The sequence below is a fragment of the Candidatus Campylobacter infans genome (assembly GCF_013416015.1).
Classification (GTDB): domain Bacteria; phylum Campylobacterota; class Campylobacteria; order Campylobacterales; family Campylobacteraceae; genus Campylobacter; species Campylobacter infans.
This window is the reverse complement of the sequence record NZ_CP049075.1, coordinates 1,308,604-1,334,415: the sequence shown is the minus strand read 5'-3', so window position 1 is coordinate 1,334,415 and position 25,812 is coordinate 1,308,604. Positions and strand designations below refer to the sequence as shown.

The 25,812-nt window shown below is 35.5% G+C and carries 25 protein-coding genes and 1 pseudogene; 11 read left to right on the top strand and 15 right to left on the bottom strand.

Annotation, left to right across the window (positions count from 1 at the left end; genetic code table 11):
• Window positions 1-12: 12 nt before the first annotated feature.
• Together CINF_RS06720 and flgH are read right to left on the bottom strand one after the other, a co-directional pair.
• Window positions 13-804, bottom strand: a complete 792-nt coding sequence (locus CINF_RS06720; RefSeq protein WP_179974981.1) for a class I SAM-dependent methyltransferase — start codon at window positions 802-804, stop codon at window positions 13-15.
• 157 nt (window positions 805-961) lie between these two features.
• Window positions 962-1,675 (bottom strand): flagellar basal body L-ring protein FlgH, encoded by a 714-nt coding sequence (flgH, locus tag CINF_RS06715; protein ID WP_179974980.1) that lies wholly within the window; start codon window positions 1,673-1,675, stop codon window positions 962-964.
• Between the two features lie 71 nt (window positions 1,676-1,746).
• Here flgH and pta point away from each other — a divergent pair, with 71 nt between their 5' ends.
• Window positions 1,747-2,718 (top strand): phosphate acetyltransferase, encoded by a 972-nt coding sequence (pta, locus tag CINF_RS06710; RefSeq protein WP_179974979.1) that lies wholly within the window; start codon window positions 1,747-1,749, stop codon window positions 2,716-2,718.
• A gap of 45 nt (window positions 2,719-2,763) precedes the next feature.
• On the opposite strand, the gene CINF_RS06705 is transcribed toward pta, so the two are convergent.
• The 8 genes and pseudogenes from CINF_RS06705 to secA all read right to left on the bottom strand — a co-directional run.
• Window positions 2,764-3,456, bottom strand: coding sequence for a pilus assembly FimT family protein (locus CINF_RS06705; protein WP_179974978.1), 693 nt, complete (start codon window positions 3,454-3,456; stop codon window positions 2,764-2,766).
• 55 nt (window positions 3,457-3,511) lie between these two features.
• A complete protein-coding gene (locus CINF_RS06700) occupies window positions 3,512-4,105 on the bottom strand; it encodes a pilus assembly FimT family protein (RefSeq protein WP_179974977.1) in 594 nt (197 codons plus the stop codon).
• A gap of 45 nt (window positions 4,106-4,150) precedes the next feature.
• Window positions 4,151-5,371, bottom strand: coding sequence for a hypothetical protein (locus tag CINF_RS06695; protein WP_179974976.1), 1,221 nt, complete (start codon window positions 5,369-5,371; stop codon window positions 4,151-4,153).
• A 130-nt stretch (window positions 5,372-5,501) separates the two neighbouring features.
• The gene (locus CINF_RS06690; RefSeq protein WP_179974975.1) at window positions 5,502-7,880 is read right to left on the bottom strand and encodes a tetratricopeptide repeat protein; all 2,379 of its coding nucleotides are present in this window, start codon (window positions 7,878-7,880) and stop codon (window positions 5,502-5,504) included.
• Between the two features lie 32 nt (window positions 7,881-7,912).
• On the bottom strand, window positions 7,913-9,109 hold the full coding sequence (locus CINF_RS06685) for an ABC transporter permease (protein WP_179974974.1): 1,197 nt from the start codon (window positions 9,107-9,109) through the stop codon (window positions 7,913-7,915).
• A 110-nt stretch (window positions 9,110-9,219) separates the two neighbouring features.
• The gene (locus CINF_RS06680) at window positions 9,220-10,302 is read right to left on the bottom strand and encodes a DNA adenine methylase (RefSeq protein ID WP_179974973.1); all 1,083 of its coding nucleotides are present in this window, start codon (window positions 10,300-10,302) and stop codon (window positions 9,220-9,222) included.
• A gap of 231 nt (window positions 10,303-10,533) precedes the next feature.
• Window positions 10,534-10,689 (bottom strand): SEC-C metal-binding domain-containing protein, encoded by a 156-nt coding sequence (locus tag CINF_RS09175; protein WP_476695829.1) that lies wholly within the window; start codon window positions 10,687-10,689, stop codon window positions 10,534-10,536.
• A 17-nt stretch (window positions 10,690-10,706) separates the two neighbouring features.
• Window positions 10,707-13,074 (bottom strand): annotated as a pseudogene (secA, locus tag CINF_RS06675) (preprotein translocase subunit SecA); the annotation flags it as partial.
• A 98-nt stretch (window positions 13,075-13,172) separates the two neighbouring features.
• Here secA and lolA point away from each other — a divergent pair.
• Window positions 13,173-13,688 carry a LolA-like outer membrane lipoprotein chaperone gene (gene lolA, locus CINF_RS06670; protein WP_179974971.1) on the top strand — a complete coding sequence of 172 codons (516 nt, stop codon included), beginning with the start codon at window positions 13,173-13,175 and terminating at the stop codon, window positions 13,686-13,688.
• Window positions 13,689-13,755: 67 nt separating this feature from the next.
• Here the strand turns inward: lolA and lpxB are convergent, their stop codons facing one another.
• The gene (gene lpxB, locus CINF_RS06665) at window positions 13,756-14,847 is read right to left on the bottom strand and encodes a lipid-A-disaccharide synthase (RefSeq protein WP_179974970.1); all 1,092 of its coding nucleotides are present in this window, start codon (window positions 14,845-14,847) and stop codon (window positions 13,756-13,758) included.
• Window positions 14,848-14,905: 58 nt separating this feature from the next.
• Here lpxB and surE point away from each other — a divergent pair, with 58 nt between their 5' ends.
• Window positions 14,906-15,685, top strand: a complete 780-nt coding sequence (surE, locus tag CINF_RS06660) for a 5'/3'-nucleotidase SurE (protein WP_178696314.1) — start codon at window positions 14,906-14,908, stop codon at window positions 15,683-15,685.
• The gene (locus tag CINF_RS06655) at window positions 15,673-16,413 is read left to right on the top strand and encodes a tRNA threonylcarbamoyladenosine dehydratase (protein WP_179974969.1); all 741 of its coding nucleotides are present in this window, start codon (window positions 15,673-15,675) and stop codon (window positions 16,411-16,413) included. The genes surE and CINF_RS06655 overlap by 13 nt, the downstream gene beginning before the upstream one ends.
• Before the next feature lie 326 nt (window positions 16,414-16,739).
• Here the strand turns inward: CINF_RS06655 and CINF_RS06650 are convergent, their stop codons facing one another.
• Genes CINF_RS06650 through CINF_RS06640 form a run of 3 tightly spaced genes read right to left on the bottom strand, consistent with a single transcriptional unit; the run spans window position 16,740 to window position 18,548 of the window.
• Entirely contained in the window at window positions 16,740-17,021 is a 282-nt protein-coding gene (locus CINF_RS06650; RefSeq protein ID WP_178696318.1) for a FlhB-like flagellar biosynthesis protein, read from the bottom strand.
• A 34-nt stretch (window positions 17,022-17,055) separates the two neighbouring features.
• On the bottom strand, window positions 17,056-17,910 hold the full coding sequence (gene ftsY / locus CINF_RS06645; RefSeq protein ID WP_179974968.1) for a signal recognition particle-docking protein FtsY: 855 nt from the start codon (window positions 17,908-17,910) through the stop codon (window positions 17,056-17,058).
• A gap of 44 nt (window positions 17,911-17,954) precedes the next feature.
• A complete protein-coding gene (locus CINF_RS06640) occupies window positions 17,955-18,548 on the bottom strand; it encodes a TlpA family protein disulfide reductase (RefSeq protein WP_178696322.1) in 594 nt (197 codons plus the stop codon).
• A 52-nt stretch (window positions 18,549-18,600) separates the two neighbouring features.
• Here CINF_RS06640 and CINF_RS09000 point away from each other — a divergent pair, with 52 nt between their 5' ends.
• The 5 genes from CINF_RS09000 to CINF_RS06620 all read left to right on the top strand — a co-directional run bounded on the left by CINF_RS09000 (window position 18,601) and on the right by CINF_RS06620 (window position 22,424).
• On the top strand, window positions 18,601-19,278 hold the full coding sequence (locus CINF_RS09000) for a 5-formyltetrahydrofolate cyclo-ligase (RefSeq protein ID WP_240156103.1): 678 nt from the start codon (window positions 18,601-18,603) through the stop codon (window positions 19,276-19,278).
• On the top strand, window positions 19,187-20,716 hold the full coding sequence (gene rny / locus CINF_RS06635; protein WP_240156172.1) for a ribonuclease Y: 1,530 nt from the start codon (window positions 19,187-19,189) through the stop codon (window positions 20,714-20,716). The genes CINF_RS09000 and rny overlap by 92 nt, the downstream gene beginning before the upstream one ends.
• 81 nt (window positions 20,717-20,797) lie before the next feature.
• Window positions 20,798-21,232: a restriction endonuclease gene (locus tag CINF_RS06630; protein WP_240156102.1), complete on the top strand. Its 435-nt coding sequence runs from the start codon at window positions 20,798-20,800 to the stop codon at window positions 21,230-21,232.
• The gene (gene fliN / locus CINF_RS06625) at window positions 21,229-21,537 is read left to right on the top strand and encodes a flagellar motor switch protein FliN (protein ID WP_178696326.1); all 309 of its coding nucleotides are present in this window, start codon (window positions 21,229-21,231) and stop codon (window positions 21,535-21,537) included. Before CINF_RS06630 ends, fliN begins: the two co-directional genes overlap by 4 nt.
• Complete coding sequence (locus CINF_RS06620; RefSeq protein ID WP_179974967.1) at window positions 21,534-22,424, top strand: hypothetical protein; 891 nt, start codon at window positions 21,534-21,536, stop codon at window positions 22,422-22,424. Before fliN ends, CINF_RS06620 begins: the two co-directional genes overlap by 4 nt.
• Window positions 22,425-22,762: 338 nt before the next feature.
• On the opposite strand, the gene CINF_RS06615 is transcribed toward CINF_RS06620, so the two are convergent.
• The gene (locus CINF_RS06615) at window positions 22,763-23,857 is read right to left on the bottom strand and encodes a DegT/DnrJ/EryC1/StrS family aminotransferase (RefSeq protein WP_179974966.1); all 1,095 of its coding nucleotides are present in this window, start codon (window positions 23,855-23,857) and stop codon (window positions 22,763-22,765) included.
• Window positions 23,858-24,032: 175 nt separating this feature from the next.
• Here CINF_RS06615 and tlyA point away from each other — a divergent pair, with 175 nt between their 5' ends.
• Both tlyA and CINF_RS06605 read left to right on the top strand, forming a co-directional pair.
• Window positions 24,033-24,764 (top strand): 23S rRNA (cytidine-2'-O)-methyltransferase TlyA, encoded by a 732-nt coding sequence (gene tlyA, locus CINF_RS06610; RefSeq protein WP_178696332.1) that lies wholly within the window; start codon window positions 24,033-24,035, stop codon window positions 24,762-24,764.
• A gap of 3 nt (window positions 24,765-24,767) precedes the next feature.
• Complete coding sequence (locus tag CINF_RS06605; RefSeq protein WP_240156101.1) at window positions 24,768-25,775, top strand: bifunctional riboflavin kinase/FAD synthetase; 1,008 nt, start codon at window positions 24,768-24,770, stop codon at window positions 25,773-25,775.
• Window positions 25,776-25,812: the final 37 nt, after the last annotated feature.

The window sequence follows — 25,812 nt, the reverse complement described above, 5'->3', positions numbered from 1 at the left end:
CAGATTTGCCTTTTAAACCTTGCGCACTGTCCAAGAGCGAATTTTATAAGGAATTTCTAGCTTGTCAAATGGTGCGATTTTAGACTCTATCATCGCTAAAATCTGCTCCCATCTCTTTTGCCCTGCTTGGGCTTGTATGTCATTTACAGAGTGCCAAGCTCCCATATATCGCTCTTTGCTCCATATTTCGCTATAAGCACACTCCATAAAAACGCAGTCTGTAAAATGCCCTGTGCTAATAAGCACTTCGTCCCATTTTTTTGTATCTTGCGTTCCGCTACTTACTCGATTAAGCTCTGGAACAATATCCTTAATCTCTTGCTCGATTTCATAAAAAATTGAGCCTTCTTTTATATCGCGGGGATTGTAGATAATCGTAAAATACGACCCCCCCCCCCCCTGTAATTCGTGGCTTTTTAGCACGCGTGCAAATTCAGGCAAAGATTTGCTAGGATCTGTCCAGTGAAATGAACTAGCCATTATAAGCCAATCGGCCAAATTCGCGGGGAGATTTGTTTGCTCTGCGCTACCTTTTGCCCATTTGACACTTAGTCCTTGTGTGGCTTTTTCGCCTTCATTTCTCATCGCATCATTTGGCTCGATAGCATTTACGCTAAACCCAAAATCCCTTGCTAGCATTGTTGTTAGCTTGCCCGTGCCAGCACCGACTTCTACAACTTGTAAATTTTGTGCGCTTTTGCCATCATCATTTATACAAGCAATAAGCTTGCTAAGTAGCAGTGGCGAATACGCAGGGCGGTTGTGATAGTGTTTGGCTAGCTGGGTAAAATCACCGTGTTTCATTGTGTTACCTTTAATTAAAATTTAATTAAAATTTGGGATTATTACAAAATCTAACTTAAATTATTTGTATTTTTGGGTATGAAAAATTAAGAGTATTAAAATTTTAACTTTTAGCATTAAAATTTGCGCAATAAAGGCGCAAATTTTAAAATTTTAATTAAAACGGCCAAATGGTTTCAACTACTTTTGTTCCCCAAGGCTTTGAGGTGCTTTTGTGTAAATCGCCTTGCGTGATATACATTATTTTAGCGTCTGAGACATTGCGTGAGTTTATTTCGTTATTTTGGTTGATATCATAAGGGCGAATCACGCCTGTAATTTGCATTATTTGCTTTTCGTTATTTAATAAAATTTCTTTGCTACCTTCTATAAAATAATTGCCATTTGATAGCACTTTTATAATGCGCGCAGCTATTGTAGTAGTAAAGGTTTCAGCCCGCGATGTAGAGCCTGAGCCACTAAATCCAGCCTCGCTACCACCGCTAAATCCAATATCTGTGTAATTGTTTAATTTATTTGCTAAATTGCCTATTTTTGTATTTTGCGGACCTGTAAATTTTCCGCCACTAAGCCCAATTGTGCTATCTCGTTTGGTGCTTTTGCTGGTTTTGCTACTTTGGTTAGCGTTTTCTTGGATTATTACTGTTACTATATCATTAACACTCATGGCTTTTTTATCAGAAAATAACGGATTATCGCCACGCCCAAAAATAGAACCTGCATAATTTACATCAAGCCCCGTTTCTTTGTTTGGCATTTGCTCTACATACGGCGGTGGCGTCATTGCGATGTTTGGATCGGTATTTGCGCAAGCACTTAAAAATAAGCTAAATGTTACCATACTTAACATTATGAAATTTTGCTTAGTCATTTTGGCTCCATTTTTGTGTTTAATTTAGAATTTGGGCTATAATAAGCAAAATTAGTTCCAAAGGATTAAAAATGAGTGATTTTTTAAATGAATTAAGGCTTAAAGCAAGCGGGCTTTCGCGCGTTGTGGTTTTGCCTGAAAGTGATGATGAGCGCGTGCTTTTAGCCTGTGATGAATTGCTTAAAGATAAGCTTTGTAAGATTATATTATTAGGCGATAAAGATGAAATTTTAATGAAAGCTAGCAAGTTAAATTGCGATTTGGGCTCGGCTAATTTTATAAATCCAGCAAATAACGAGTATTTAGAGGATTTTTCAAACTCGCTTTATGAATTGCGAAAAAATAAGGGTTTAAGTAAGAGCCAAGCAGATGAGCTGATAAAAGATCGCACTTATTTTGGCACAATGTTAGTTTATAAAGGCTTAGCGCACGCTATGGTAAGCGGAGCTAGCACGACCACAGCCCAAACTATCCGCCCGGCATTACAATTTGTTAAGATGAAACCAGGCGTTAGTAGTGTGAGCGGATCTTTTATAATGTGTTTAAAAGATAAGGTGTGGATTTTTGCTGATTGTGCGATTTGCCCTAAGCCTAGCGTTGATGAGCTAGCGGGCATTGCACTAGCCACAGCCAGCACGGCGCGCGGTTTTGGCTTAGAGCCTAAGGTGGCTATGCTAAGCTATGCCACAGCAAATAGCGCACAAGGCGAAATGGTGGATTTTGTGCGCGAGGCTATGCTTAAAGCTCGCGCGCTTGATAGCACGCTTAGCATTGATGGGCCAATGCAATTTGATGCTAGCGTTGATGAAAAAGTAGCAAAATTAAAAATGCCAGATTCTTGCGTGGCAGGGCGCGCAAATGTGTTTATTTTCCCTGATTTAAATGCTGGTAATATCTGCTATAAGGCCGTTCAGCGCGCTAGTAATGCGGTGGCGATTGGGCCGATTTTACAAGGATTAAATAAACCTATAAATGATTTAAGCCGTGGGTGTAGTGTAGAAGATATCGTAAATACCGTGCTTGTAAGTTGTTTGCAAGAATAAATTTTATTTAGGCTTTGAAATTTTAATTGAGCAAAGCCTTTTTACTTATAAATTATAATTTTCATCGCAAGTGATTAGATCTTTTTCTTTTTTAGCGATACACACATAGCCACTTTCTGGTTCTATCATTATGGTTATGCTAGCACCGCTTGCGTTACTTAGCGTGATGGTGGCTATTTGGTCGTGTTTGTTGTCGTAGGGATTATCTATTTTAGGCGAATAAACGCGCCCTAATTCATCAAAAATTAAAGTTTTTGAGTTCTTTTTTTTAAAATTTGCGAATTTTATATCTTTTATGTTGTAGGTGTTGGTTAAATTTAGCTTTGGGTTTCTTGTGCTATCGCTTACCCATCTATGCCCGCCGCTAACATTAGCGTATAATAATTTCCCAGGCGCTGCTGGATCTGGGGCTATTTCTTTTGGAGAGTTTGGATTTGCTGTGCTATTACCTTGGCTATCGCGCCAAACGACATAATTCCAGCCATTATATTTGTCGTCTTTTTTGTTGTTGATATTGCTAAAAGAAATTCTCCACATTTTTTTATACCAATTTTTATCGTTTGGGTCGAATTGATCGCCGTTTATGGCCAAAGATTGTGTGTAGCGGATGTGCGAGATGATTTGATTTGTGGCTTGGAGTAGTTTTGTGTCGCTTGATTTTGGTATTAAAACGAAAGCTAAAATCCCAGCAATTACCACGACAAAAACTAACTCAATTAAAGTAAAGGCTCTTTTCATATTTTCCTTTGGTTTAGCCGATTAAAGCAAATTTTAAAATTTGCTTTTTTTGGTTTTAAATATCTAAAACTTTGCAGCTACTAAATCCATCTTTATTTGCGGCGCCACAATGCTCTGGCAAGATATAGCCAGTTTCTGGCTCTATGCTTAGCTTGATGTGTTCTTTGCCTGTGCAATCACTACTAGCACTGCCCTTACATAGCTTAATGGTGGTGTTTTGATCTATTTTATGTTCATAAGATTTAGTTGTGGCTTGATCGCTATATACGCGACCTAGCTCGTCAAAGATAACCTTTTTATTAGCCTTAGCGATAATTCCGCGCTTTAATTGCACATCTTTTAGCTTTTGGCCAGGATTTGCTGGATCGGGTGCTATTTTATTAGATTGAGCTTCATTGCCACGCCAAACTTTATAAGTGCCGTTATTTTCAAACTCAATTCTCCACATTTTTTTATACCAATTTTTATCGTTTGGGTCGAATTGATCGTTATTTAGGGCTAGTTGCTGTGCGTAGCGAATATGCGAGATGAGTTGATTTGCTGATTCAAGAAGTTTTGTGTCGCTTGATTTTGGGATTAAAACAAAGGCCAAAATCCCAGCAATTACCACGACAAAAATTAATTCTAATAATGTGAAAGCTTTTTTCATAATTGTCCTTTTTGAAGTTGGGCGGGATTATAGCATATTTAGCTGTTATTTGCATAAATAAAATAGGGCGATTTGTTTGCCTAGCTTTTCAATGCTAATTTTGCTAGCGTTTTTGGCGCATTGCTGGGTAGAAAGTCTAGCCTTAAAACTAGAATCAATGCCATAAAATTTTAATCTAAGTCTTAGCTTTTCATCGCTGGTATAGACGCTATAAACATCATTTTGCTTTAATTTAGTAGCTAGCTCTTTTGCTATATCATAATTATACATAAAATGATTTTTAGCGTTTTGGTTTAATAAATATAAGGGCGCATTAAAAATGCTTGCTAGGTTTTGTAAGATTAAGCTAAAAAGCAAAAATGCGCCTAAAATTTTATATTTTGTGCGAAATGCCGGCAGTCTAACGCGCATAGAGTTTAAAAATAACCTAAGCATTTGTGGCAAAAAAATCACACAAAATGGCAAAAATGCTTCAAGCGGAGCCTTAGCGCGCACCGAAATAATCAAGCTTAAACAAAAAGCCACACAACTAATAAACCATAAAAAATCCTTGCTTTCTTTAACCCAAATTCTATAAAGCGCATAAATAAAATAAATAAAAATAAAAGGCGAAAAAACAGCAGCATAAATAGCCATAGTATCTAGCAAATAACCGCGTGGTTTGCCTGAAATTTCAAAATCAAAAACAAAAAGCCAAACTAATATAAATATAGCCCCAAGCACGCCATAAGCGCGATTTTTAGTATAAAGCGCATAAAAAAATAAAGCCAAATAAAGCGTAATAAAAGCATTTGAAATAAAAATGCTAAAAATAAATAAAAAAATAAGCGTTTTAAAACGAGAATAACTAAAACATAAAAGCGCGCCAAGGCTAAGCATAATGATAAAAACGGCATTATTTACTAGCACAGCACTAGCTAAAACGCCAGGCAAAAACATAAAAATCACTACACTCAAAATGCTATCATCGTGGCTAATTAAAATTTTACGGCTTAGCAAATAAAATAAATAAATATTTATTAAATGAGCGCATACAAAAGGCATTCTAATGGCAAAATCAAGCCCTAAAATATCGCCAAATGCGCTCATGCTTAGCCCGGTTAATTCGTGTAAAAAGCCTTGTTTGCGTAAAAATGAGCTATGGCTAAAATATATTTGGGCTTCGTCATAGCTTATGTTTATATTAGCGCAAGCATAAATTAAAATTGCGATATTTAAAATAAGTAAAAATAAAATTTTATTTTCTTTTAGGATAAAATTACGCATTATTTACCTTGTTTTTGATAGCTGATTTAAAGCGCGATTTTAGCAAAATGTGCCACGCTAGTATAAATAAATTTTTAATCATATTTTTAGCTCATTTTAAGGCTTTTAAAATTTGGCCTTTTTGACTAAATTATTCAGCCAAATGAAAAGTAAAAAATCTATTTAAATAATCGCTATTGCCTAGGCTTTCATATTGTGAAATGGCTGCTGGTATGTTGCCAAGCTCGTGGTATAAAAAGCCAAGTGCTACGCGGTTGCCAGGTGCTGTGGGGTTTGTGAGTTTGGCAAGCTCTAAATAAGCTACTCCATTGTGTAAATGCCCAGCACCCACGCTAGCAGCTGCTGCTAAAAATAGCGTTTGGGCGTCATTTTCTTTTTTGTTATGGACTAAATCATTTAAAATTTCATAAGCCTCGTCATAATGGCGTGAAAATAAATCCAAATACGCAAGAGTTGTGCGCATACCATCGATTTTATCGGCACTTGCTAGCTTTAAGTCTTGTATTACGGCATTGCGAAAGGTATCAACTAGGCCTGAAATTTGTAAAAGCTTGACAAAAATTTCGCGCACTATGCTTGATCCGCCATAAATCGCGCTTAAATCGATTTTTGCATTAAAAAAATTTATTTGCACATTTTTGGCGTATTCTTTGATATTTGAGTGTTCATTGTATGCTAAAAACTCCAAAAGTCCGCTTAATAAATCATTTGGCAAGGTTTTTGAAATCACCAAGCTATGCTTTTTGCTTTCATCTTTTCTATTTGTCATAACGCTAGCTATATAGCTAAAAGCGTGCTCTAAGGTATCTTTTGCTTTATCTTGATCTAGCCAGCGATTTAGCGCGCCTGTATTATCGCGCACAAAAAATAATAAAGTAGAATAAAAATTATCTTGCTCTAAGCTATCATCAGCATTTATGCCATCGCTTACTTCATTGTATAAATTGCGATAATCTTTGTGTATTACTTGTGCGCAAATTACGGCATAAATGCCTGCAAGATGGTTTTTAGGGTTTAGATGGTAGCTTGTGATAAAGTGCTTATAAGCATTTGCAAAATCAAAAAGCTGAGCATAGCTTAATGCTAGATTAAATTGTAAAACATGATGATTTGGGTATTGTTTGATTAGTTCTTTAAAGAGCTTGTTTGCTGATCTTAGCTCGTTTGAAAGCACTTTTGAGATAGCTTTTGTTAGCTTTGCATTTACGCTACTGATTAGGCCTGAGGCTTTTAGGTATTCATCTGCTTCTTTGTTTTGATTTATAAAAACGCTAATACCGCCTTTTTGCGTGTATTCTATGGTTTGGTCGGCATTAAAAACTTGATAAGGCGTGTAGTAAAATAAAATTCCATAAGTGCTTTGCTTGTGAAAAAAGTCTTTTTCTCTAAAAGATTTTTGAGCTGCGTTGAGGTTGAAAAAATCATCTTTTAAAGCTGTTTTTATAGGATAAATGCTAGTAATTATGCTTGCGTTTTTATCATTTAGTTCTTTTAAATTTTGAGCTGCGCTCGCATACATACCTAATTTAAGTAAGATTAGCGTGCTAGCTAGCTTTGCTTCTTGGGCTTTTGGGTCTGGTTCTTTGATTTTATTTAGGTGGGTTAGGGCTTGGTGATAATTGCCCATTCTAGCGTTTAAAAGCCCAAGCGGTAAGTTTATGTTGTAGTCTTTTACTTTGTTTAGTTCGTTTATGGCGTCTTTATCAAGCCTTAACATACTTAAAATTTTAGAACGCAAATACAGCGCGTTATTTGAATAAAAATTATCTTTAATGCTATTTAAAATATAAAGTGCTTCTATATAATATCCGCGGTAATAATTAATTAGCGCGCTGTAATATAAAAATCCGCTTGAATTTTTAGTTAGATAAGCGCGCGCGATATCTAAATAATGATGAAATAGTTTTTCATCTTTTAAATGTAAGGCACACACAGCAGCATTTAATGCTGAAACATCGGTATTTTCGTGGTTTGTGATGGCTTTTTGAAAGCTTGTGATGGCATCTTGGAATTTTTCTTGGTTCATTTGGGATACGCCAAGGTTATAATACGAAAGTGCTTCATTATAAATAGCCACATTTTCATAAATTTTCAAGGCTTCAAATTTATCTCCATTTTCATAAAGTGAGTTTGCTTTTTTTATCATATCTTCGATGCGTGTTTTATCGATTTTATAGCTATTTTCTATTGGTTTTACTGGCTCGGTTTGAATTGGTGGCTCGTTTTGGGCTGGCTCTTCGTTTTTATTTAGCAATAAAAATAAAATCATCACCAAAAGCACAGCCCCTAAAAGGCCAGCAGATATTAAAATAATCAGCCTTTTATTAAGCTTTTTTTCTTTTGGCTCGTGGCTTATTTGCTCTTCTTGGGAGATTGTGCTTTGCTTGATGGTATCTAATTCTTCAAGCGGTATAAACTCTTGGCTTTCATCTATGCTATTTTGCTTTGTGCTTTCTTGTTCGTTTTTTTCGTTGTTTTCTATTATTACTACTTCTTCTTTATTGTCCATATAAATCCTTTAAATTTTAATATAAGCAAATTTTATTCGTTTCTTAAAGTATTTAATACATCTACATTTGCTGCTTTTTTGGCTGGATAAAAGCTAGAAGCTGCTACTATCACACAAGAGCCAAATAAAGTAAGCATTAAATCGCTAAAACTAAGCTCCATAGGCAATTTTGAGCTACCATAAACATCAGCTGGCAATGATATAATCTCAAAATTTCCAAGAAGCCAAATGCCAATTAAGCCCAAAATCAAACCACAAATAATTCCGCTCCCGCCTATAACCAAACCTTGTGCGAAAAAGCTATTTTTAATTTCATTTTTGCTTGCTCCAAGTGCTAAAAGTAGGGCGATTTCAGCGCGGCGATTCATCACGGTCATTAAAAGAGAGCTGATTATATTTAGGCTTGCTACTAAAATAATAAGCATTAAAACAATAAACAAAGCGCGCTTTTCAAGCTCTAAGGCTGAGAAAAAATTGCCATTTTGCTCCCACCAGCCAATCGCGCCAAAGCCAACAGGCAGGGTGGATTTTAGCGCGTTTATATCTTTTTTTGGATTATTTGAAAATACATGAATGCCGTGATATTGGCCTTGGTTTAAGCCTAAAAGCTTTCTTAGTGCGCTAAGGCTTGTGTATGAATAGCCCTTATCATAGGCTATTAGGCCTGAGTGAAAATATCCACTTACATCAAAGCGTTTTAGTTGTGGGCTGATGCCAAAACCTGTTGGATTAGAGTGCATAAAAATAGCAGTGATTTTATCATTTTGGCGCAAGCCAAACTCATCAAATAAGCCCTTGCCGATGATGATTTCAAAATTTTGTGGGGATTTTTGAAGCTTATTTAAGGCTGTATTTAGCACTGAGTTTATTTGTCTTTCTTTATCAAAATTTACGCCAAAAATTAAGCCACCTTCAAGAGAGTCGCCATTTTTTAAGACGATTTGAGTGCTAAGATAGGGGCTAAATTTTAAATCCGGGAATTTCGTGCTTAAAGTTTTTACTAATTCATCATTTATGCCACCACGAAATGCTGGAATAATCGTAATTGGATAATTCATCGCAAAAAGCTTGCGCTCAAATTCTTTATCAAAGCCATTCATTATGCCCATAGCAATTATTAACACCATCAAGCCTATACTAACGCCCAAAAACGCAAGCAGCGAGCAAAGCGCAATAAAAGGCTGGGATTTATCAAAGCGCAAATAACGAAATAATAAATATTTTACCACTTTTGGCCTTTTTAAAGCTAATTTTTAAAATTTCAAGCATTTTATGCTCCATTTTTATAAATTTTAATTTATAAATGCGCTGGCATTAAAATTTGCCATAAATTAGGCATTTATTTTTTTATGATGTATAAATATTCAGTTGTGTGTAAATCTCTATTATTTAAATTTCTGCTGGCTTTATAGGCGTTGTATTTTTTTTCTAGGATTTGTGTTTGGCCGATTTTATTTAAAAACTCGCAAAACTCAGCCTTGCTAATAAAGCCTTCGTTATTAAATGAGATTATTAAATATCTTGCTTTTAGGCTAGCTAAGAGCGTAAAAAAGGCATCTTTTGCCTTTGCTTTTTGGTTGTATATGCTTTTGTTCCACGCCTTTGGAATTCCGCTAATCTTGCTTATTTGGCTTGGTTTTTTATAAGAAGCAATTAAATTAAGCATAAAATAATTTGAGCCATACGGGTGCTGATTATAAGGCGGGTCTAAATACGCAATATCCACGCGTTCGCAGCTTTTAGCAAAATCCAAACTCTCCATTTGCCTTACACAAAAATCACAATTAAAATTTGAAAAAATCGGCTTTGGCAGGCTGATTTGTCCTTTAATGCGCGAAAGTGCTTGCTCTTTTGTGCCGCCAAATTTTCCAATGCCATTTTGATCTTTATAAAAGCCTTTAAAAACTCCGCCAGTATTATTATGAACGCTAGCTTGATATAATAACGGTGCTATAAAAAAGCATTGAAAATCCTTTGGGATTAGCTCGATTTTTTGCCTTATTGAATCAATAAACATAGCATTTTGCGTGGTAAAAAATACTCGCTCGCCTTTTTTTATATTTTCTTCATTTTCTGGGGCGTAAAGCGCGCTAATAAAGCCTTTTTTAAGCTCTAAATCCTTGTGTAAAAAAGCATAAAACTCATCAATTTTATCGCTTAAAATTTTATTAAAATTGCTTAAATAGCATTGATTTATGATAAAACTATAAAGCTCTAAATCATTTGCGTAGATTATATTTGAATGCGCTTTGGCAAGGCGCGAAACCACGCCAGAGCCAGAAAATACATCAGCAAAACTGATTTTATCAAGCCTTAAATCTGCTTTTATTTGGTTGATAGCGCATTCAATCAAAGCAAGCAAAGAGCGCTTATTGCCAAGATAAGTAATGATTTGTTCTTTTAAAAAAGACGGATTTTCCATAACTCACACTTAAAATTTACTTTTAATTTTTAGGGCATAAATTAAAATTTGTGCGCTCAATTAAACTTAAAATTTTAAAATTCCAAAAATTAAAATTTAAAACTTATAAAATTTCAAAATTGACAAATTTTCAAAATTTCAAAACTTAAAATTTATGAAATTTCAAAATTTCAAAAACTAAAATTTAAAACTCAAAATTTTTAAAATTTCAAAAATTAAAATTTATGAAAACTAAAATTTAGGCCCACTTTTACCGCAACAATCCTTATATTTTTTGCCACTTTTACAAGGGCAAGGATCGTTTCTGCTTGGTTTTTTATTTATTTTATTTTCTCTTGCGCTTTGGCCGCTTTCATTTGCGCTCTCATCGCTTAGCTCAAAACGCACTAGGCTTAGGGTTTTAGCTGAGGTGATTTTAAGCGTGCGAACTAGCTCCATAAATAAATTAAAGCTTTCTTTTTTGTATTCAGTTAGGGGATCGCGCTGATTATACCCGCGCAAGCCTATGCCAGCTTTTAGCGTGTCCATTTGGTATAAATGCTCTCTCCACGCACGATCTAGTATTTGTAAATACAGCATTTTTTCGATATTTTGGCGAGATTGCGGGCTTAGCTGGCTCATTTTTTCTTCATAATTATTGCTTAAAATTTGCTCTATTTTTTTAGAAATTTCATCAAAATCAAGCCCGTTTAGCTCGTTTGGCGTTAATTTTATCCCGCTTTGTTCGTTAATTTGCGCACAAAGCGCATCTAAATTGATATTCTCGCTTAAATCTTGGGCATAAAGGCCGGCGTTATTTAGCATATCTGCTACCCACTCAGCGCGGTTTGAGATGATTTTTGCGCTTAGATCAAAATTTGGATCTAAAAGCTCGTTTCTGTATTTGTAGATGGTTTTTCTTTGCTCATTTGCTACATCGTCATATTCAAGGATATGCTTTCTGGCTTCAAAATGTAAGCTTTCTACCTTTTTTTGTGCGTTTTCTATGGCTCTTGTTATTAGACCGCTTTCTATGCTTTCGCCATCTTCTACGCCTAATTTATCCATTATATTTTTAATTTTTGTTGAGCCAAAAATCCTTAATAAATTATCTTCTAAACTTAAAAAAAAGCGACTAATGCCTGGATCGCCCCCACGCCCGCTACGCCCGCGGAGTTGGTTATCTATGCGGCGGCTTTCGTGCCTTTCTGTGCCTATTATATACAGCCCGCCAAGAGCGCGCACTTCATCATTTATGCGAATATCCACGCCACGCCCTGCCATATTTGTAGCCACTGTTACAGCGCCTTTTGCGCCGGCTGTTTGTATGATTTGTGCTTCTTTTTCGTGGTTTTTGGCATTTAACACATTGTGCGCGATTTTTTCATTTATTAAAAGCTTATGTAAAATTTCGCTTTTTTCTATGCTAGCAGTGCCTACAAGCACTGGCTGGCCTTTGGCATTTGCTGATTTTATTTCTTCGATCACGGCTTTAAATTTTTCTTTTTCACTTTTATAAATTACATCGTTTTTATCTAATCTATGCACTGGTAGATTCGTAGGAATGGTGATTACATCTAATTTATAAATTTGGCTAAACTCGCTAGCTTCTGTTTGGGCTGTGCCTGTCATACCAGCTAATTTGTTATAAAGGCGAAAATAATTTTGAAAGGTTATATCAGCTAGGGTTTGGCTTTCTTCTTTGATTTTTACGCCTTCTTTTGCCTCTAAGGCTTGATGTAAGCCCTCGCTAAATCGCCTGCCCTCACTTAAACGCCCAGTAAATTCATCAACTATCACAATCTCGCCATCTCTTACCACATATTGAACATCTTTTTCAAATAAATTATGCGCTTTTAAGGCTTGATCTAAATAATGGCTAAGGGCGGCATTTTCTAGGCTATATAAATTATCCACGCCAAAAAGTTTTTCTGCTTTTTGTATGCCTTGTTCTGTGATCATTATGGTGCGATTTTTTTCATCTACTACAAAATCCCCTGTGGGTTTGGCGTTTTTATCTAGTGTATCAAGCGGGGCTTGGCCTTTTTGCATGGCTTTTGCTACATCATTAGCTTTGATATAGCCATCAAGCGTGCGATTTGTAGGCCCTGAGATGATTAGCGGTGTGCGCGCTTCGTCTATTAAAATACTATCAACTTCATCTACAATAGCATAATTATGCGCTCTTTGAACCCTTGCATCAGCTTCAAAGCACATATTATCGCGCAAATAATCAAAGCCAAATTCGTTATTTGTGCCATAAGTAATATCACAAGCATAAGCCTCTTTTCGCGCCATTTCATCATTTTGTCCGCTCAAAACCACGCCAACGCTAAGACCTAAGAAATTATAAATCTGGCTCATTTGCGTTGCATCGCGCTTGGCTAGATAGTCATTTACCGTAACTACATGCACGCCCTTACCGCTTAGTGCATTTAATACCACGGGTAAGGTAGCAACTAGCGTTTTGCCCTCGCCAGTTTTCATTTCGGCTATTTTGCCATCATTTAGCACCAAGCCGCCAATTAGCTGCACATCAAAATGGCGCATATTCAAAACGCGCTTTGATGTTTCTCTAACTATGGCAAATACATCATTTAAAACATCATCTAAGCTTAGTTCGTTATTTCTTACTTTTAGCTTAATTTCATCAAATTTTGCTTGTAGCTGGCTGTCTGTGAGCGCGCCGTATTCGTATTCTAATAAATTTATCGCGCTTATTCTTTTTGCGTATTTTTTAAGCTCTTTATCGTTTTTTGTGCCAAAAATCTTTCTAGCAATGCTTTTAATCATCTTTTTGCCTTGTGAAAATTTAAAGCGCAAATATTAACTAATCTTGCGTTAATTTTTGCTTAGTATAATGCTTGAAAGCTTTTATAAAAGGACTTATTTTGAAGAGATTTTTTTTATTTTTGGTTTTGAGTTTTAAAATTTTAAACGCAAATGATTTGGAGTTTGATACCTTAAAAAGTGATTTTACGCAAACAATAACTAACCAAAATAAATCCATCACTTATAGCGGGCATTTTATTATAGATTCAAAATTTGGCGCGTTTTGGCAGTATGAAAATCCTAATTTAAAATTTGTGTATTTTTCTAAAACAAATATCACAATTTTAGAGCCTGATTTAGAGCAAGCTGTTATCACGCAAATCAGCGATGCGCCCGATCTCTTAACGCTTTTATCCGGGGCCAAACAAATAAATAAAAGCACCTTTGAGGCAAATTTTGATGATGTAAAATACCGCATTTTCACGCAAAATGCCTTGCCAGCACAAATTAGCTACACAGATAAATTAGGCAATGATGTTAAAATCACGCTAAAAAATACGCACAAAAATGAAGTCATAAACAAAGAATTATTAGAGCCGAAAATACCGCAAAACTACGATATAATCACAAATTAAAGCCTAAAATTTGCGCGCATTAAAATTTTAGTGCTTTTAAAATTTGCGCGCATTAAAATTTGTGCTTTTACCAAGAATTAAAAGCATTAAATCTCCACGGCATTATGATATTTGCCACGCTTTTTGCACTGCCAGTTTGTAGGTAGCTTTTAAGCTTAGTTGAAGCTTGTAAAAAATCGCTAGGGTTTGCGCTGTGGTAAGCTTTTAATAAATTATCTATATTTAGCTCATCTTGTAAAAGCTCGGTGTGTAAGGGCTTTAAATGTAAAAAATCAAAAATAATATTTGCTAGCCCGATATGCTTGATTTTTACTAGCTTTTTTGCAAGCCAAATATCAAACGCGCGCGCTTTGTAACAAAGCACAAAAGGCGTGCCAATTATAGCAGCCTCCAAAGTAGCCGTGCCAGAGCAAATAAAGGCAAAATCAGCATTTGCTAGCGCATCAAGCCCATCATAACTTAAAGAAAATCCGCTTAAATCCCCATAATATTCATTTTCTTTACCGCGCAAATACTGGGGAACTACGATGATTTTTTCTTCATTCAAGCAAGGCGCAAGAGTGCGAAAAATCGGCATTAAGTGTGAAATTTCTTGTTTTCTTGAACCTGGCATAAAGACGATTTTATTGCTTTTTTGTGGGTTTTTTTGAATCTTAATCTCATCTAAGAGCGGATGACCAACAAAGCTTGCGCCTTGATAAAAATCCTTTTCAAAAGGCCAAATAGATGCGATATTATCGCAGTATTTTTCAACTTGCTTGGCCCTGCCTTTACGCCATGCCCAAACTTGGGGTAAGATGTAATAAGTAATTTTTGCTCTAATTTTGGCATTTTTTAAAGCCTTAGCAAGAGGCAAATTAAAATCTGGCGAATCTATTAAAAGCACGGCATCTACGCTATTTGCTAGTTGTTTGAGTTCTTTAATGGCTCTTTTGGCTTTAAAAATTAAAGGTAAAATTTGCATAAAGCCCATCGCATTAAACTCTAAACTATCATAGCTTGCGTGCGCTAAACAGCCATCTTGGGAGTTTAAGAAATTTTCTATATCTTTGCTGAAAATTCCATAAAGTTCTATTTTTTCGCGTTTAATTAGCTCATAAAGCACGCTTTTTAAATGTAGATTTGCTGAGTTTTCTAAACAAGTGGCTAAAATTTTCAATGTTTTTCCTTAGATTTTTTGCTATTATAGCAATTAAACTAAAAAAAAAGGCTCTAAAATGAAGCAAATTTTACTTACTAATGATGATGGTTTTGATGCGGCTGGCCTTGTGGCTTTACAAAATATGCTAAAAAGCAATTTAAGCGATGTGCGCGTGCTTACAATAGCCCCAAATCGCCAAAAATCAGCTTGTTCGCATTCGCTAAGCTTGCATAACCCTTTACATTTGTTTAAAATCAGTGATGATTTTTACCGCCTTGAAGATGGCACGCCGGCAGATTGCGTGTATATAGGCCTAGCTAAGTTTTTTAGTGCTATGCCAGATCTTATAATAAGCGGGATCAATTACGGGTGTAATGTGGCTGAGGATATTTCATACTCAGGCACTTGCGCTGGGGCAAAAGAAGGCGCACTTCAAGGCATTAAAAGCATTGCTATTTCGCAGTTTTATGCTGGTGATAGCTTGGATAAATATGGCTATGATTTGGCTTGTAAAATCAGCATAAATCTTATTAAAAAAATTTTAAATAACGAGCTACAAATTGCTAAAAAAGAGTTTTTAAATCTTAACATTCCAGCTGTGAGCAAGCAAGATTATAAAGGGCTAAAAGTTACAAAAATGGGGCAAAAAAACTATGATGTAGCCATAAAAGAAGCCATAGATCCGCGCGGGAGAGGCTATATTTGGATAGGCGAGCCTTGCGTTAAATGTGAAAGCGCAAATGATTTAAATACCGATATAGGCGCGATTTTAAATGATTATGCTAGTCTTAGTGCCATAAAATTTGATGCCACAGCTTATGAAAGTTTAGAGAATTTAAAAAAATGCTTACAATAAACAACACACAAAATTTAAGCGAGCAAATTTTAAATAAGCAAAATTTAAGCGAGCAAAATTTTAACTCTCAAAATTTAGAAAAAATAGATAGATTCACGCGCTCGCGCTGGCTTTTTGGCGATGATTTTATAAAATTACAAAGAGCAAAAATGTTAGTTTGCGGGTGTGGCGGCGTTGGTGGGGCGGCAATTAGCGCGCTGTATCGCTGCGGGGTAGGGCATATTAGCGTGCTTGATTGCGATAGTTTTGATATCACTAATCAAAACCGCCAAATCGGCAGCGAGTTTGTGGGGGAGTTAAAAGCTGAGGTTTTTTCACGCCTTTTTGCTGGGATAATAGCTTTTAATTTACGCATCGATGAAAATAGTATAAATAAAATTGATTTTAGTGCTTATGATATCGTAATAGACGCTATCGATGATGTAAAAGCTAAAATTTTACTAGCCAAAAAATGCGATGAATTAGGCATAGGTTTTTTTAGCTCACTTGGTGCTGCTAGGCGCATTGATGCTAGCAAAATCAGCGTTAAAAGCATTTGGCAAACAAGCAATGATCCTTTTGCGCGCAAAATCCGCTATGAATTACGCAGGGCAAATTTTAAGGGCGATTTTATGGTGGTTTGCTCAAATGAAACGCCAAAATGCACGCGTCTTGGCAGTTTTATGGGGGTAACGGCTAGCTTTGGGCTAATGCTTGCGTCTTTGTGTGTTGAAAAGATTTGCAAGTAAATTAAAATTTGGCTTAAAGATTTTACAGCGCAAAAATTTTGCTAAATTTTAAAATTTAATTTTTTTAAATTTTAATCTTTAAATTTTGAAATTTTTACATTTTAAAATTTTAATCTTTGTGAAATTTTTAAATTTTAATTTTTAAATTTTCATTTTTAAAATTTTGGCGTTGCCTAATGCGCTTGTTCGCTGGCTTAAAATATTTTGCGCTGTGCGCTAGCTTCAACATACTTTAAATTTTAATCTTTAAATTTTAAAATTTTAAAATTTTTAATCTTTGTGAAATTTTAAATTTTAATCCTTAAATTTTAAGAAATTTTAAATTTTTAATCTTTTGTGGTGCGGTATAAAAAGCTAAACACCTCAGCTACGGCCTTGTAAAGATTTGGCGGGATTTCTTGGTTTATGTCAATTTTGCTTAAAATTTCTACTAAATCTTTATCTTCTTTGATTGGGATATTGTGTTCTTTTGCGGCTTGGATTATGTTATTTGCTAGTTCGCCCTTGCCGCTTGCTAGGATTTTTGGGGCATTGTCGCGTTCTTTGTTATAGCCTAGGGCGACTGCTTTTTTGATGCCAGATTTTAAGGGATTTTTGTTTTGAGCCATTTTGCTACTTCTTGGCTTTCATAACTTTAAAATTTTAATGCGACCTAGAAAATATCGCCTCAACTATGGATTTTACAAAAAAATCCGCACTAAATCCTTGTAAATCATCAACGCCCTCGCCAGTGCCTATATAAACAATAGGCAATTCAAGCTCGCGTGCCACACCAAAAAGCGCACCACCTTTTGCCGTGCCATCAAGCTTTGTAATGATAATGCCATCAAGTTTGATTAGCTCGTTAAAGGCTTTTGCTTGATTTATGCTGTTTTGCCCGCCGGTGCCATCAATTACTAAAAGCTTTTGATGTGGCGCGCCATTTAAGGCTTTGTTGCTTATACGCACGATTTTTTCAAGCTCTGCGCCTAGATTTTTGTGGTTTTGTAATCTGCCTGCGGTGTCGATTATGGCTACTTCTATGCCTCGCGCTAGCGCAGAAGATATTGTATCAAATGCCACGCTTGCTGGATCGCCATTTGCCTTGCTAGCAATTACTGGCAAGCCCAAACGCTCGCCCCAAAGTTTAAGCTGCTCGATAGCCCCAGCCCTAAAAGTATCACCAGCGCCTAAAATAACGCTTTTGCCGGCTTTTTTGTGTAAATTAGCAAGTTTGGCTGAGGTGGTGGTTTTGCCAGCGCCATTTACGCCTATAAGCATTGTAACTAGTGGCTTTGCGCTTGGTAATTCGTGGCTGTATAAAAAATAAGTTTTCATCACGCGCTCTAAATCATCTTTATTTACGCGTTCTTGTGGTGGCAAATAATAAATTATTTCTTCTGCTATTTCATAGCTTACATCAGCTTCTAAAAGGGCATCTAAAAGCACATCTTTTGTAACTACTTGGCTTGTGTTTGATTTAAAAACATTTAAAGTTTTGGATAAAAAATTAAGCATAAAAAACCCTTTTTAATATATAAATTTTAAAAGCAAAAGGCATTTTATAGCTCTTTTTTTATGTCAGATTCAATCATTTCAGGCGGAGTTATGCCATCATAAGAGCGTATAAAATTGCCGTTTTTATCATACAAAATGCTAGTTGGTATCCCATCTAGCTCGCTATTTGCCGCTTTTGCGATTAAATAATTATTTTGACCATAGCTTAATTCATAATTTATTTCTTCTTGTTTGGCAAAATCCCTTATGCTATTTTCATCGTGATCTTCAAGCAACACTCCAATTACTCGTAAATCATCAGGGTATTTTTTTGCAAAGCCTTGTAAATACGCGCTTTGAACCATACAAGGCTTGCCACAAGAGCTGGTAAAAAAGTGAAGTAAAATGATTTTATCGCTATTTGTTTTAAAACCTTGTTCGGTTTTTTGCATGTTTATTGTTTTGCCACTGCTTAAATAAAGAGTAAATGGCTGGTAGTAATTTAGGCCTATTTGGGCTGTGGTTTGGCTTGGCTCGTTTGTTTGGGTGCTATCTTGGGGATTTTGCAAGTTTGTTTCGTTTTGGTTTTGCTGATTATCACAAGATACTAGCATTAAAGCTAAAAAAATAAATGATATAATGGCGCGTGCGCATTTCATATTTTGCCCTAAATTTTGAATTCAAGCGCAGATTTTATCAAAAAGTTTATAAATGCTAGATAAAAATTCTTTTAGAATTTATGCCAAAAGCAAATTAAAATCAAACAAAAATCATCAAGCAAAATGCGTTCATTATAGCGTTTTAGGCGTATTAAAAAATATTATCAAAAATAAAAAAACTAAAAATATTTTGCTTTATATTCCAACGGATTATGAAGTAGATGTTTTGCGTTTAAGGCAAATTTTAAGTAAAAATATCAATATTTTTGTGCCATTTATGCTAGATGAAAGTTTGAAAATTGTAAAATTGCGCTTGCCTTTTACGCGGGGCAGATTTAATATACTTCAAGCTAATGACTCTAATGGTCGCACACCAAGGATTGATTTAGCAATAATCCCAGTAATAGGAGTAGATGCAAATATGGCAAGAATAGGGCATGGCAAAGGCTTTTATGATAGATTTTTTAGCTCTTTAAATTATATGCCTTGCGTGATTTTTGTAAGCATATTGGATTTGTTTATAGGGCGCAAAATTTGCTGTTTGCATGATATTAGGGCTGAGTTTTATCTCACGCCTTATAAAATTTATAAAAGGACAAAGCATGATACAATATTTAGATTCGGTGCTAGTAGCTTGCATGCTGATAGCAGGCGCATTAGCTGGTTATTTAGTAGCTCGCAAGATAAACGAAGCAAGCTACGGAATTTTTGTAGAGCAAGCAAAGGCTAAGGCAAAGGCCATAGAATTTGAAGCAAAAAATGTTTTAAAAGATGCAAATATTAAAGTAAGCGAAGCAGAATTAGCAGCTAAGAAAGTTTATGAAGATAAAAGCGCACAATTACAAAAAGAATACAACACAAAATTTAACGAAATACAGCGCCAAGAGGGCATAATCAAAAGCGAATTAGATGTAATTCAAACCCAAAGAAGTGATTTAGAAAAGCAAAAATTTCAAGCTCAAAGCCTATATGATGAGGGCGTAAATCTAAAAAATATTTACCAAGAAAAAATGCAAGAAGCCCTAAAAACCTTAGAACGCCAAGCAGGGCTAACCCAAGATGAAGCAAAAGCCATAGTTTTAGCCAGAGTAGAAGAAAACTCCCGCGCAGACATAGCCCACATAGTGCGAAAATACGAAGAAGAAACCAAAAAAGAAATAAAAAAGCGCGTAAATTTTATCTTAGCACAAGCTACTAGCCGTTTTGCTGGCGAGTTTGCTGCTGAGAGATTGATAAATGTGGTAAATATCAAAAATGACGAGCTAAAAGGGCGCATAATAGGCAAAGAAGGGCGCAATATCAAAACGCTTGAAATGGTGCTGGGCGTGGAGGTTATTATAGATGATACGCCAAATGCGATAGTTTTAAGTAGCTTTAATTTATACCGCAGAGCAATAGCTACGCGCGTAGTAGAGCTTTTGGTAGAAGATGGGCGCATACAACCAGCCAGGATAGAAGAAATTTACAAAAAAGTAAGCCAAGAATTTGAAGAAAATATACTAGAAGAGGGCGAAAATATCCTAATGGATTTAGGCATAAGCAACATGCACCCTGAAATAATAAAATTAATTGGCAAGCTAAGATTTCGCGCAAGTTATGGGCAAAACGCCCTTGCTCACAGCCTAGAAGTAGCGCATTTAGCAAGCATTATAGCAGCAGAAACAGGTGGTGATGAAAAGCTAGCAAAACGCGCTGGCATACTCCACGATATAGGCAAAGCCCTAACTCACGAGCACGAAGGCTCACATGTGGATTTAGGCGCTGAAATATGCAAACGCTACAAAGAGCATCCTGCGGTAATAAATGCCATATACGCACATCACGGGCATGTTGAGGCTGATTGTGTAGAAAGTGCAGCAGTTTGCGCTGCTGATGTGCTCTCAGCTGCAAGACCGGGTGCTAGGCGTGAAGTTTTAGAAGCCTTTTTAAAACGCGTCCAAGAAATAGAAAACATCGCAACCTCAAAAGAAGGCATAAAAGCAGCCTATGCCATAAACGCAGGGCGCGAAATACGCGTAATAGCAAATGCAAGTTTGGTTAATGATGATGAGGCTGTGCTTATAGCAAAAGAAATCGCAAATGAAATTAGAGAAAGGGTGCAATTCCCAGGCGAGATAAAAGTAAATGTAATAAGAGAGCTAAGAGCCATAGAGATCGCTAGAAAGTAGCTTTTATGGTTAAAATTTTAAAATTTTAAAGGATTTTCAAGCCTTTTTATGTATAATGGCGCAATTTTTTAGGAGTTAGATATGGAGATAATGCAAGCAGTTGGCGAATCTATCTTGCATATATGCGGTGTGATGGGAGCAAAGCTTGAAAAAAATGCAAGTTTAGAAAATGGCGTTTATGGCTCATCTATACCGCTTTATATTGAAGATGATAAAGGCGTAATGTGTGAGTATCAATTTTATTTATATTTTAAAAATGAGCTTTTAAATATAGTAGCCGAGCAACTTTTACAATCAAATTTTAATCAAAGTGATTTAGCCGATATTTCGCGCGAATTAGCCAACCAAATCATAGGCTATGCCAAGATGCTTTTAACTGATGCAAATAATGTAAAAACCAAGCTTGGCACGCCTGAGTTTTTAGGCGTTGTAGAAAGTTTTCCTATAAAATTTGACGAAAAAGAACTTTATAAAATCAATAACGAAACACTCCAAATAGGTTATAAAAAAATATGACAAATGAAGAACTAAGCCCAAATGGACTTTTTCACGGCTATGATGAATTATTAGATATTTATGTGGATTTTATTAGTGAGCTTGGCACATCAAGTATTAGTGTGCGTGAGTTATTATCTCTTGGAGTAGGGAGCATTATAGATCTTGAAAAGCCAGCGGGCGAGAGTGTGGAATTATATGTAAATAATTGCATTTTTGGCAAGGGCGAGGTTATGGTTTATGAAAAAAACCTAGCCATTCGCATAAATGAAATTTTAGATTCAAAATCTGTAATTCAGTATTTTAAAAAAGAGCTTTCTCAATGAAATTTGCTCGAATTGGCGTGCTTTTATCTTTATTTTTTAATCTTAGCTTTGCTGCTAATTTGCTTAGTTATGATTTTACGATACAAGATGATTATGTAGATATTATGCTAGAATTTGATGAGCCATTTAACGACAAAATCCGCCAGCAAAACGCAAACGGACTTACATTTTTACTTTTTGATAATCTAAACACAAATAACGCCAGCACCAATAACCTTGATTCTAAAATTTTAGAATCCATAAGCATCTTAAACGCCGATAAATCCTTACAAATACAGATTAAATCAGCAAATAAACTTAAAATAATGGTAGCAAAAAGCACTGATGCTTTAAGTATGCGCGCAAGAATCACAAATGCCGCGCTAGATTTTAGCGCGATAAACACGCAAGAAAACGCGGATTTAGATAATAGATATATCAGTGTGATTGTAGTTTTGGGCGTTTTGTGCGTGATTTTGTTGATTATTAAAAGAGCAATTGTGCGAAAACAAAAAAAGCTAAATGAAAAACCAAGCACTAAAAATCAAAAATTATCCTTTGACATCCCAGCACAAACACAAAAAAAACAAGAAAATAACGAGGTTGATAAAGCAAATGTAAAATTTGATTTAGATTTTGGCTTAGATAATGCTAACGATGTTAAAATTTTATGCCAAAAATCTCTTGATGAGCAAAATAAATTAATGCTTTTAAAATACGAAAATCGCAAATATTTGGTGCTTGTGGGCAATTCAAATGTAATGCTTGATCGCTTTGGCGAGGATAAAATTTCTAATAAAAACGATTTTGAACTTTTCTTTGAAGAAAATAAACATAAATTAAACAAATATTTAGCCAGTCGGCAAAATTCCTTAAATGATTACAAAAATAAGCTAGATGTGGATTAAAATTTATTTTTTAAGTGCTGGTTTTTTAAATTTTAAAATTTGATTTTTAAAATTTTTAAATAGTTTTTGCTAGGCGGATTTTAAAATTTGCTAGCATTTATGGGCGTTGTAAGTTAAATTACAAGCAAGCGTTTTAATTTTTACGGCTTTTATAAATTTTTAAAATTTAACTTGAAAATTTTTAGAAATTTTATTATATAGATCTTAAAAAATTATACGCATAAATTTCTAGAAATTTTATTATGTGAATTTTTAAAATTTAACTTAAAATTTTAAAAATTCTACGCACAAATTTTAAAATTTCATTATGTAGATTTTTAAAATTTCGTGCGCAAATTTTAAAGTGCGGATTTTATTATTTTAGCGATTTTTAGCACCATTTCATCGCTCATATTAGCCCCGCTTGGCAAGCATAATCCCCGCGCAAATAAATCATCGCTTGTGCCATTAAGCACGGCTTTTGCTCCGCTAAACACGCTTTGTGTGTGCATTGGTTTCCATAGCGGGCGACTTTCGATATTTGCCTGGTTTAACGCATCAATTACCCTTAAATGTGCCCCTTTTTGCTTAAAAGCTAGCGTGCTAAGCCATCTATTGCCACGCCCGCGCGCTATTTCAGGCATAAAATCAGCCACATCACTAAGCTCGCTTTTATAAAGTTCAAAAATTTCTCTTTTGCGTTTTATCCTCTCATCTAAAAGCTCCATTTGCCCTACGCCAATAGCACCTAAAACATTGCTTAGGCGGTAATTATAGCCGTTTTGTTTATGCTCGTAATAAAGCAGGGGTTCGCGCGCTTGCGTGCTTAAATATCTTGCGTGAGATAGTAAGTTTTCATCATTGCTAATTAGCATACCGCCGCCACCGCAAGTGATGATTTTATTGCCATTAAAGCTATACGCGCCAAAACTCCCAAAACAACCAAGGGCTTTATCATTAAATCTAGCCCCAAGCGCCTCAGCAGCATCTTCGATAACGGCTATTTCATATTTTGAGCAAATTTGCATAATTTCATCTATTTTTGCTGGTTGTCCGTAAAGATGCGTTAAGATCAGTGCTTTTGGCTTTTTTGGCGCGCTTTTTATGGCTTTTTCTAAAAGTTCTGGGCTTAAATTCCAGCTTTCATCACTATCGATGAAAATTGGCTCGCAACGCTCATAAATTATAGGATTAACACTAGCAATAAAAGTAAAAGTGCTTGCAAGCACGCAATCACCATCATTTAGCCCAAGTGATTTTAACCCAAGGTGTAAGGCCGCTGTGCCTGAGTTTAGCGCAAGCGCGTAAGGCGCGTTAGTATAGGCCTTAATGGCTTGTTCAAATCTATCCACAAATTCCCCAAGTGGCGCTATATAATTGCTTTTAAATACTTCGTTTATGTATTTTAGTTCATTTGTCCCCATAAAGGGAGGGTTTAAAAAAATCCTTGACATTTTTGTCCTTTTGATGGCGCATTGTAGCGGATTTTAGAGCTTTTGATAATAAAATTTGGCCTAAGCTTATGATTTTTTGCTTTATTTAAAAATACCTTAAAAATAAAAATAATTAAGGCTAACTAAGTTTAAAATAAATAAAATTTTTTTAAAATACGCAATTTTTTGGTGAGTTATGAGAGCAGATTTAGCAGTGGCAAAGGCCTTAAATATCAGTAGAAATAAAGCAAGTGAGCTAATAAAAGCAAGCAAAATTAAAGCTGATGATTTAATTATTTTAAAGCCTTGCCAAAATATATCAAGCGAGGCTAAGATATCTTGCGATGATGAAATATTCGTAAGTCGTGGCGCGATAAAATTAAAGGCGTTTTTGGAATTTTTAAAAAATAATAAACCTGAAATTGCGCCTAATTTAGTAAATAAATGCGCGCTAGATATTGGATCAAGTGCTGGCGGATTTACGCAAATTTTATTAGAAAATGGAGTTTGTAGCGTAGATTGTGTTGATGTAGGTAGTTCTTTGCTAGCAGATATAATAAAAAATGACAAAAGAGTAAAAACGCACGAAAATACAGATATTAGGGAATTTACTAAGAGTTGCCAGCAAAGATTTGCGCTAATTACGGCTGATGTTAGCTTTATAGCACTTAGCTACATAATCCCTAGCATAAATCAGCTAGCAAATGATGATATAATCATACTTTTTAAGCCGCAATTTGAAGTAGGCAAAGATGCTAAAAGAAGCAAAAAAGGCGTGGTAAATGACGCGCTAAAAATCACAAAGGCAAAAATGGCATTTAAAGAGCAAGCAAGAGAGCTTGGCTGGGTGCTTTTTTGCGAGCAAGAATGCGCAATTAGCGGTAAAAACGGCAACCAAGAAATATTTTTTTATTATAAAAAAGGCTAGATTATGGATGAGGCTACTTTAAATATGATAAATGAGATAAATAAACAACGCAAGGCCAGCGGCCAAGCCCAAATAAATATAAATAATGATGAAAATTTTAACGCCAAGCCCGCAAATTTTAAAAGCGACACCGCCTGTAGCAAAAATCCGCAAAAAAGCGATATTCAAGCTGTGGCAATTGGGCATTTTGATGGGCTTCACAAAGGCCATAAAGAGCTTATAAAACGCCTTGGAGAAAATGGGGCTTTAATTATCATTGAAAGCGACAAAGCCACGCTAACGCCAAAACAAAGGCGAGAAGAATATGCTAGCGTGCCTTGTTTTTACTATGATTTAAAAAACATTAAAAATTTGCGCGGGGATTATTTTATCGGGCTTTTGTGTAGGGATTTTAAGAATTTAAAGCGCATTGTGGTAGGTTATGATTTTAAATTTGGCAAGGATAGAGGCTGGGATAAGCACGATTTGGGCAGGATTTTTAATGGCGAGGTGATAGTTGTAAGTGAGTTTTGTTTTGATGGGCTTGGCGTCCATAGCTCAGCAATTAAGCGATTTTTAAGCGATGGCGATATTTACCGCGCAAATCGCTTGCTAGGGCGTGAATACAGCGTAGAAGGCGAGGTGATAAAAGGTCAAGGCATCGGCAAGCACGAGCTTTACCCTACCTTAAATCTTATAATTTATCCTTATGCCACGCCAAAAGATGGCGTTTATGCCACACGCACGCGTATAGATGATAAAACCTACACATCAATTACTTTCATAGGCACGCGCGTTAGCACTGATGGGCTTTTTAGCATAGAAAACCACATAATAGATGAAAATTTAAAAAGTACGCCAAAAAATATCCGCATTTGTTTTATAGAAAAAATCCGCGATAATATGAAATTTTATGATCTAAAAGATTTAAAAAACCAAATCGCAAAAGATATAGAAATTGCCAAAAATGTAGCAAAAACTTGTGATTTAACACTCACTCAAAACTCCACTCACCTTAGAGATCTTAGCTGAAATTTTAGTGTAAATTTATGCTCTTAGCCTAATAAAT

What these genes read in the sequence shown, in the direction of transcription:
- rny (WP_240156172.1), top strand. Translation starts at nt 19,187, where the DNA reads ATGCTGATAGCAGGCGCATTAGCTGGTTATTTAGTAGCTCGCAAGATA.
- CINF_RS06680 (WP_179974973.1), bottom strand. Translation starts at nt 10,302, where the DNA reads ATGGAAAATCCGTCTTTTTTAAAAGAACAAATCATTACTTATCTTGGC.
- surE (WP_178696314.1), top strand. Translation starts at nt 14,906, where the DNA reads ATGAAGCAAATTTTACTTACTAATGATGATGGTTTTGATGCGGCTGGC.
- CINF_RS06620 (WP_179974967.1), top strand. Translation starts at nt 21,534, where the DNA reads ATGAAATTTGCTCGAATTGGCGTGCTTTTATCTTTATTTTTTAATCTT.
- CINF_RS06605 (WP_240156101.1), top strand. Translation starts at nt 24,768, where the DNA reads ATGGATGAGGCTACTTTAAATATGATAAATGAGATAAATAAACAACGC.
- CINF_RS06695 (WP_179974976.1), bottom strand. Translation starts at nt 5,371, where the DNA reads ATGCGTAATTTTATCCTAAAAGAAAATAAAATTTTATTTTTACTTATT.
- CINF_RS06630 (WP_240156102.1), top strand. Translation starts at nt 20,798, where the DNA reads ATGGAGATAATGCAAGCAGTTGGCGAATCTATCTTGCATATATGCGGT.
- ftsY (WP_179974968.1), bottom strand. Translation starts at nt 17,910, where the DNA reads ATGCTTAATTTTTTATCCAAAACTTTAAATGTTTTTAAATCAAACACA.
- CINF_RS06650 (WP_178696318.1), bottom strand. Translation starts at nt 17,021, where the DNA reads ATGGCTCAAAACAAAAATCCCTTAAAATCTGGCATCAAAAAAGCAGTC.
- tlyA (WP_178696332.1), top strand. Translation starts at nt 24,033, where the DNA reads ATGAGAGCAGATTTAGCAGTGGCAAAGGCCTTAAATATCAGTAGAAAT.
- fliN (WP_178696326.1), top strand. Translation starts at nt 21,229, where the DNA reads ATGACAAATGAAGAACTAAGCCCAAATGGACTTTTTCACGGCTATGAT.
- CINF_RS06705 (WP_179974978.1), bottom strand. Translation starts at nt 3,456, where the DNA reads ATGAAAAGAGCCTTTACTTTAATTGAGTTAGTTTTTGTCGTGGTAATT.
- CINF_RS06720 (WP_179974981.1), bottom strand. Translation starts at nt 804, where the DNA reads ATGAAACACGGTGATTTTACCCAGCTAGCCAAACACTATCACAACCGC.
- CINF_RS09000 (WP_240156103.1), top strand. Translation starts at nt 18,601, where the DNA reads ATGCTAGATAAAAATTCTTTTAGAATTTATGCCAAAAGCAAATTAAAA.
- CINF_RS06690 (WP_179974975.1), bottom strand. Translation starts at nt 7,880, where the DNA reads ATGGACAATAAAGAAGAAGTAGTAATAATAGAAAACAACGAAAAAAAC.
- pta (WP_179974979.1), top strand. Translation starts at nt 1,747, where the DNA reads ATGAGTGATTTTTTAAATGAATTAAGGCTTAAAGCAAGCGGGCTTTCG.
- CINF_RS06615 (WP_179974966.1), bottom strand. Translation starts at nt 23,857, where the DNA reads ATGTCAAGGATTTTTTTAAACCCTCCCTTTATGGGGACAAATGAACTA.
- CINF_RS06655 (WP_179974969.1), top strand. Translation starts at nt 15,673, where the DNA reads ATGCTTACAATAAACAACACACAAAATTTAAGCGAGCAAATTTTAAAT.
- flgH (WP_179974980.1), bottom strand. Translation starts at nt 1,675, where the DNA reads ATGACTAAGCAAAATTTCATAATGTTAAGTATGGTAACATTTAGCTTA.
- CINF_RS06640 (WP_178696322.1), bottom strand. Translation starts at nt 18,548, where the DNA reads ATGAAATGCGCACGCGCCATTATATCATTTATTTTTTTAGCTTTAATG.
- CINF_RS06700 (WP_179974977.1), bottom strand. Translation starts at nt 4,105, where the DNA reads ATGAAAAAAGCTTTCACATTATTAGAATTAATTTTTGTCGTGGTAATT.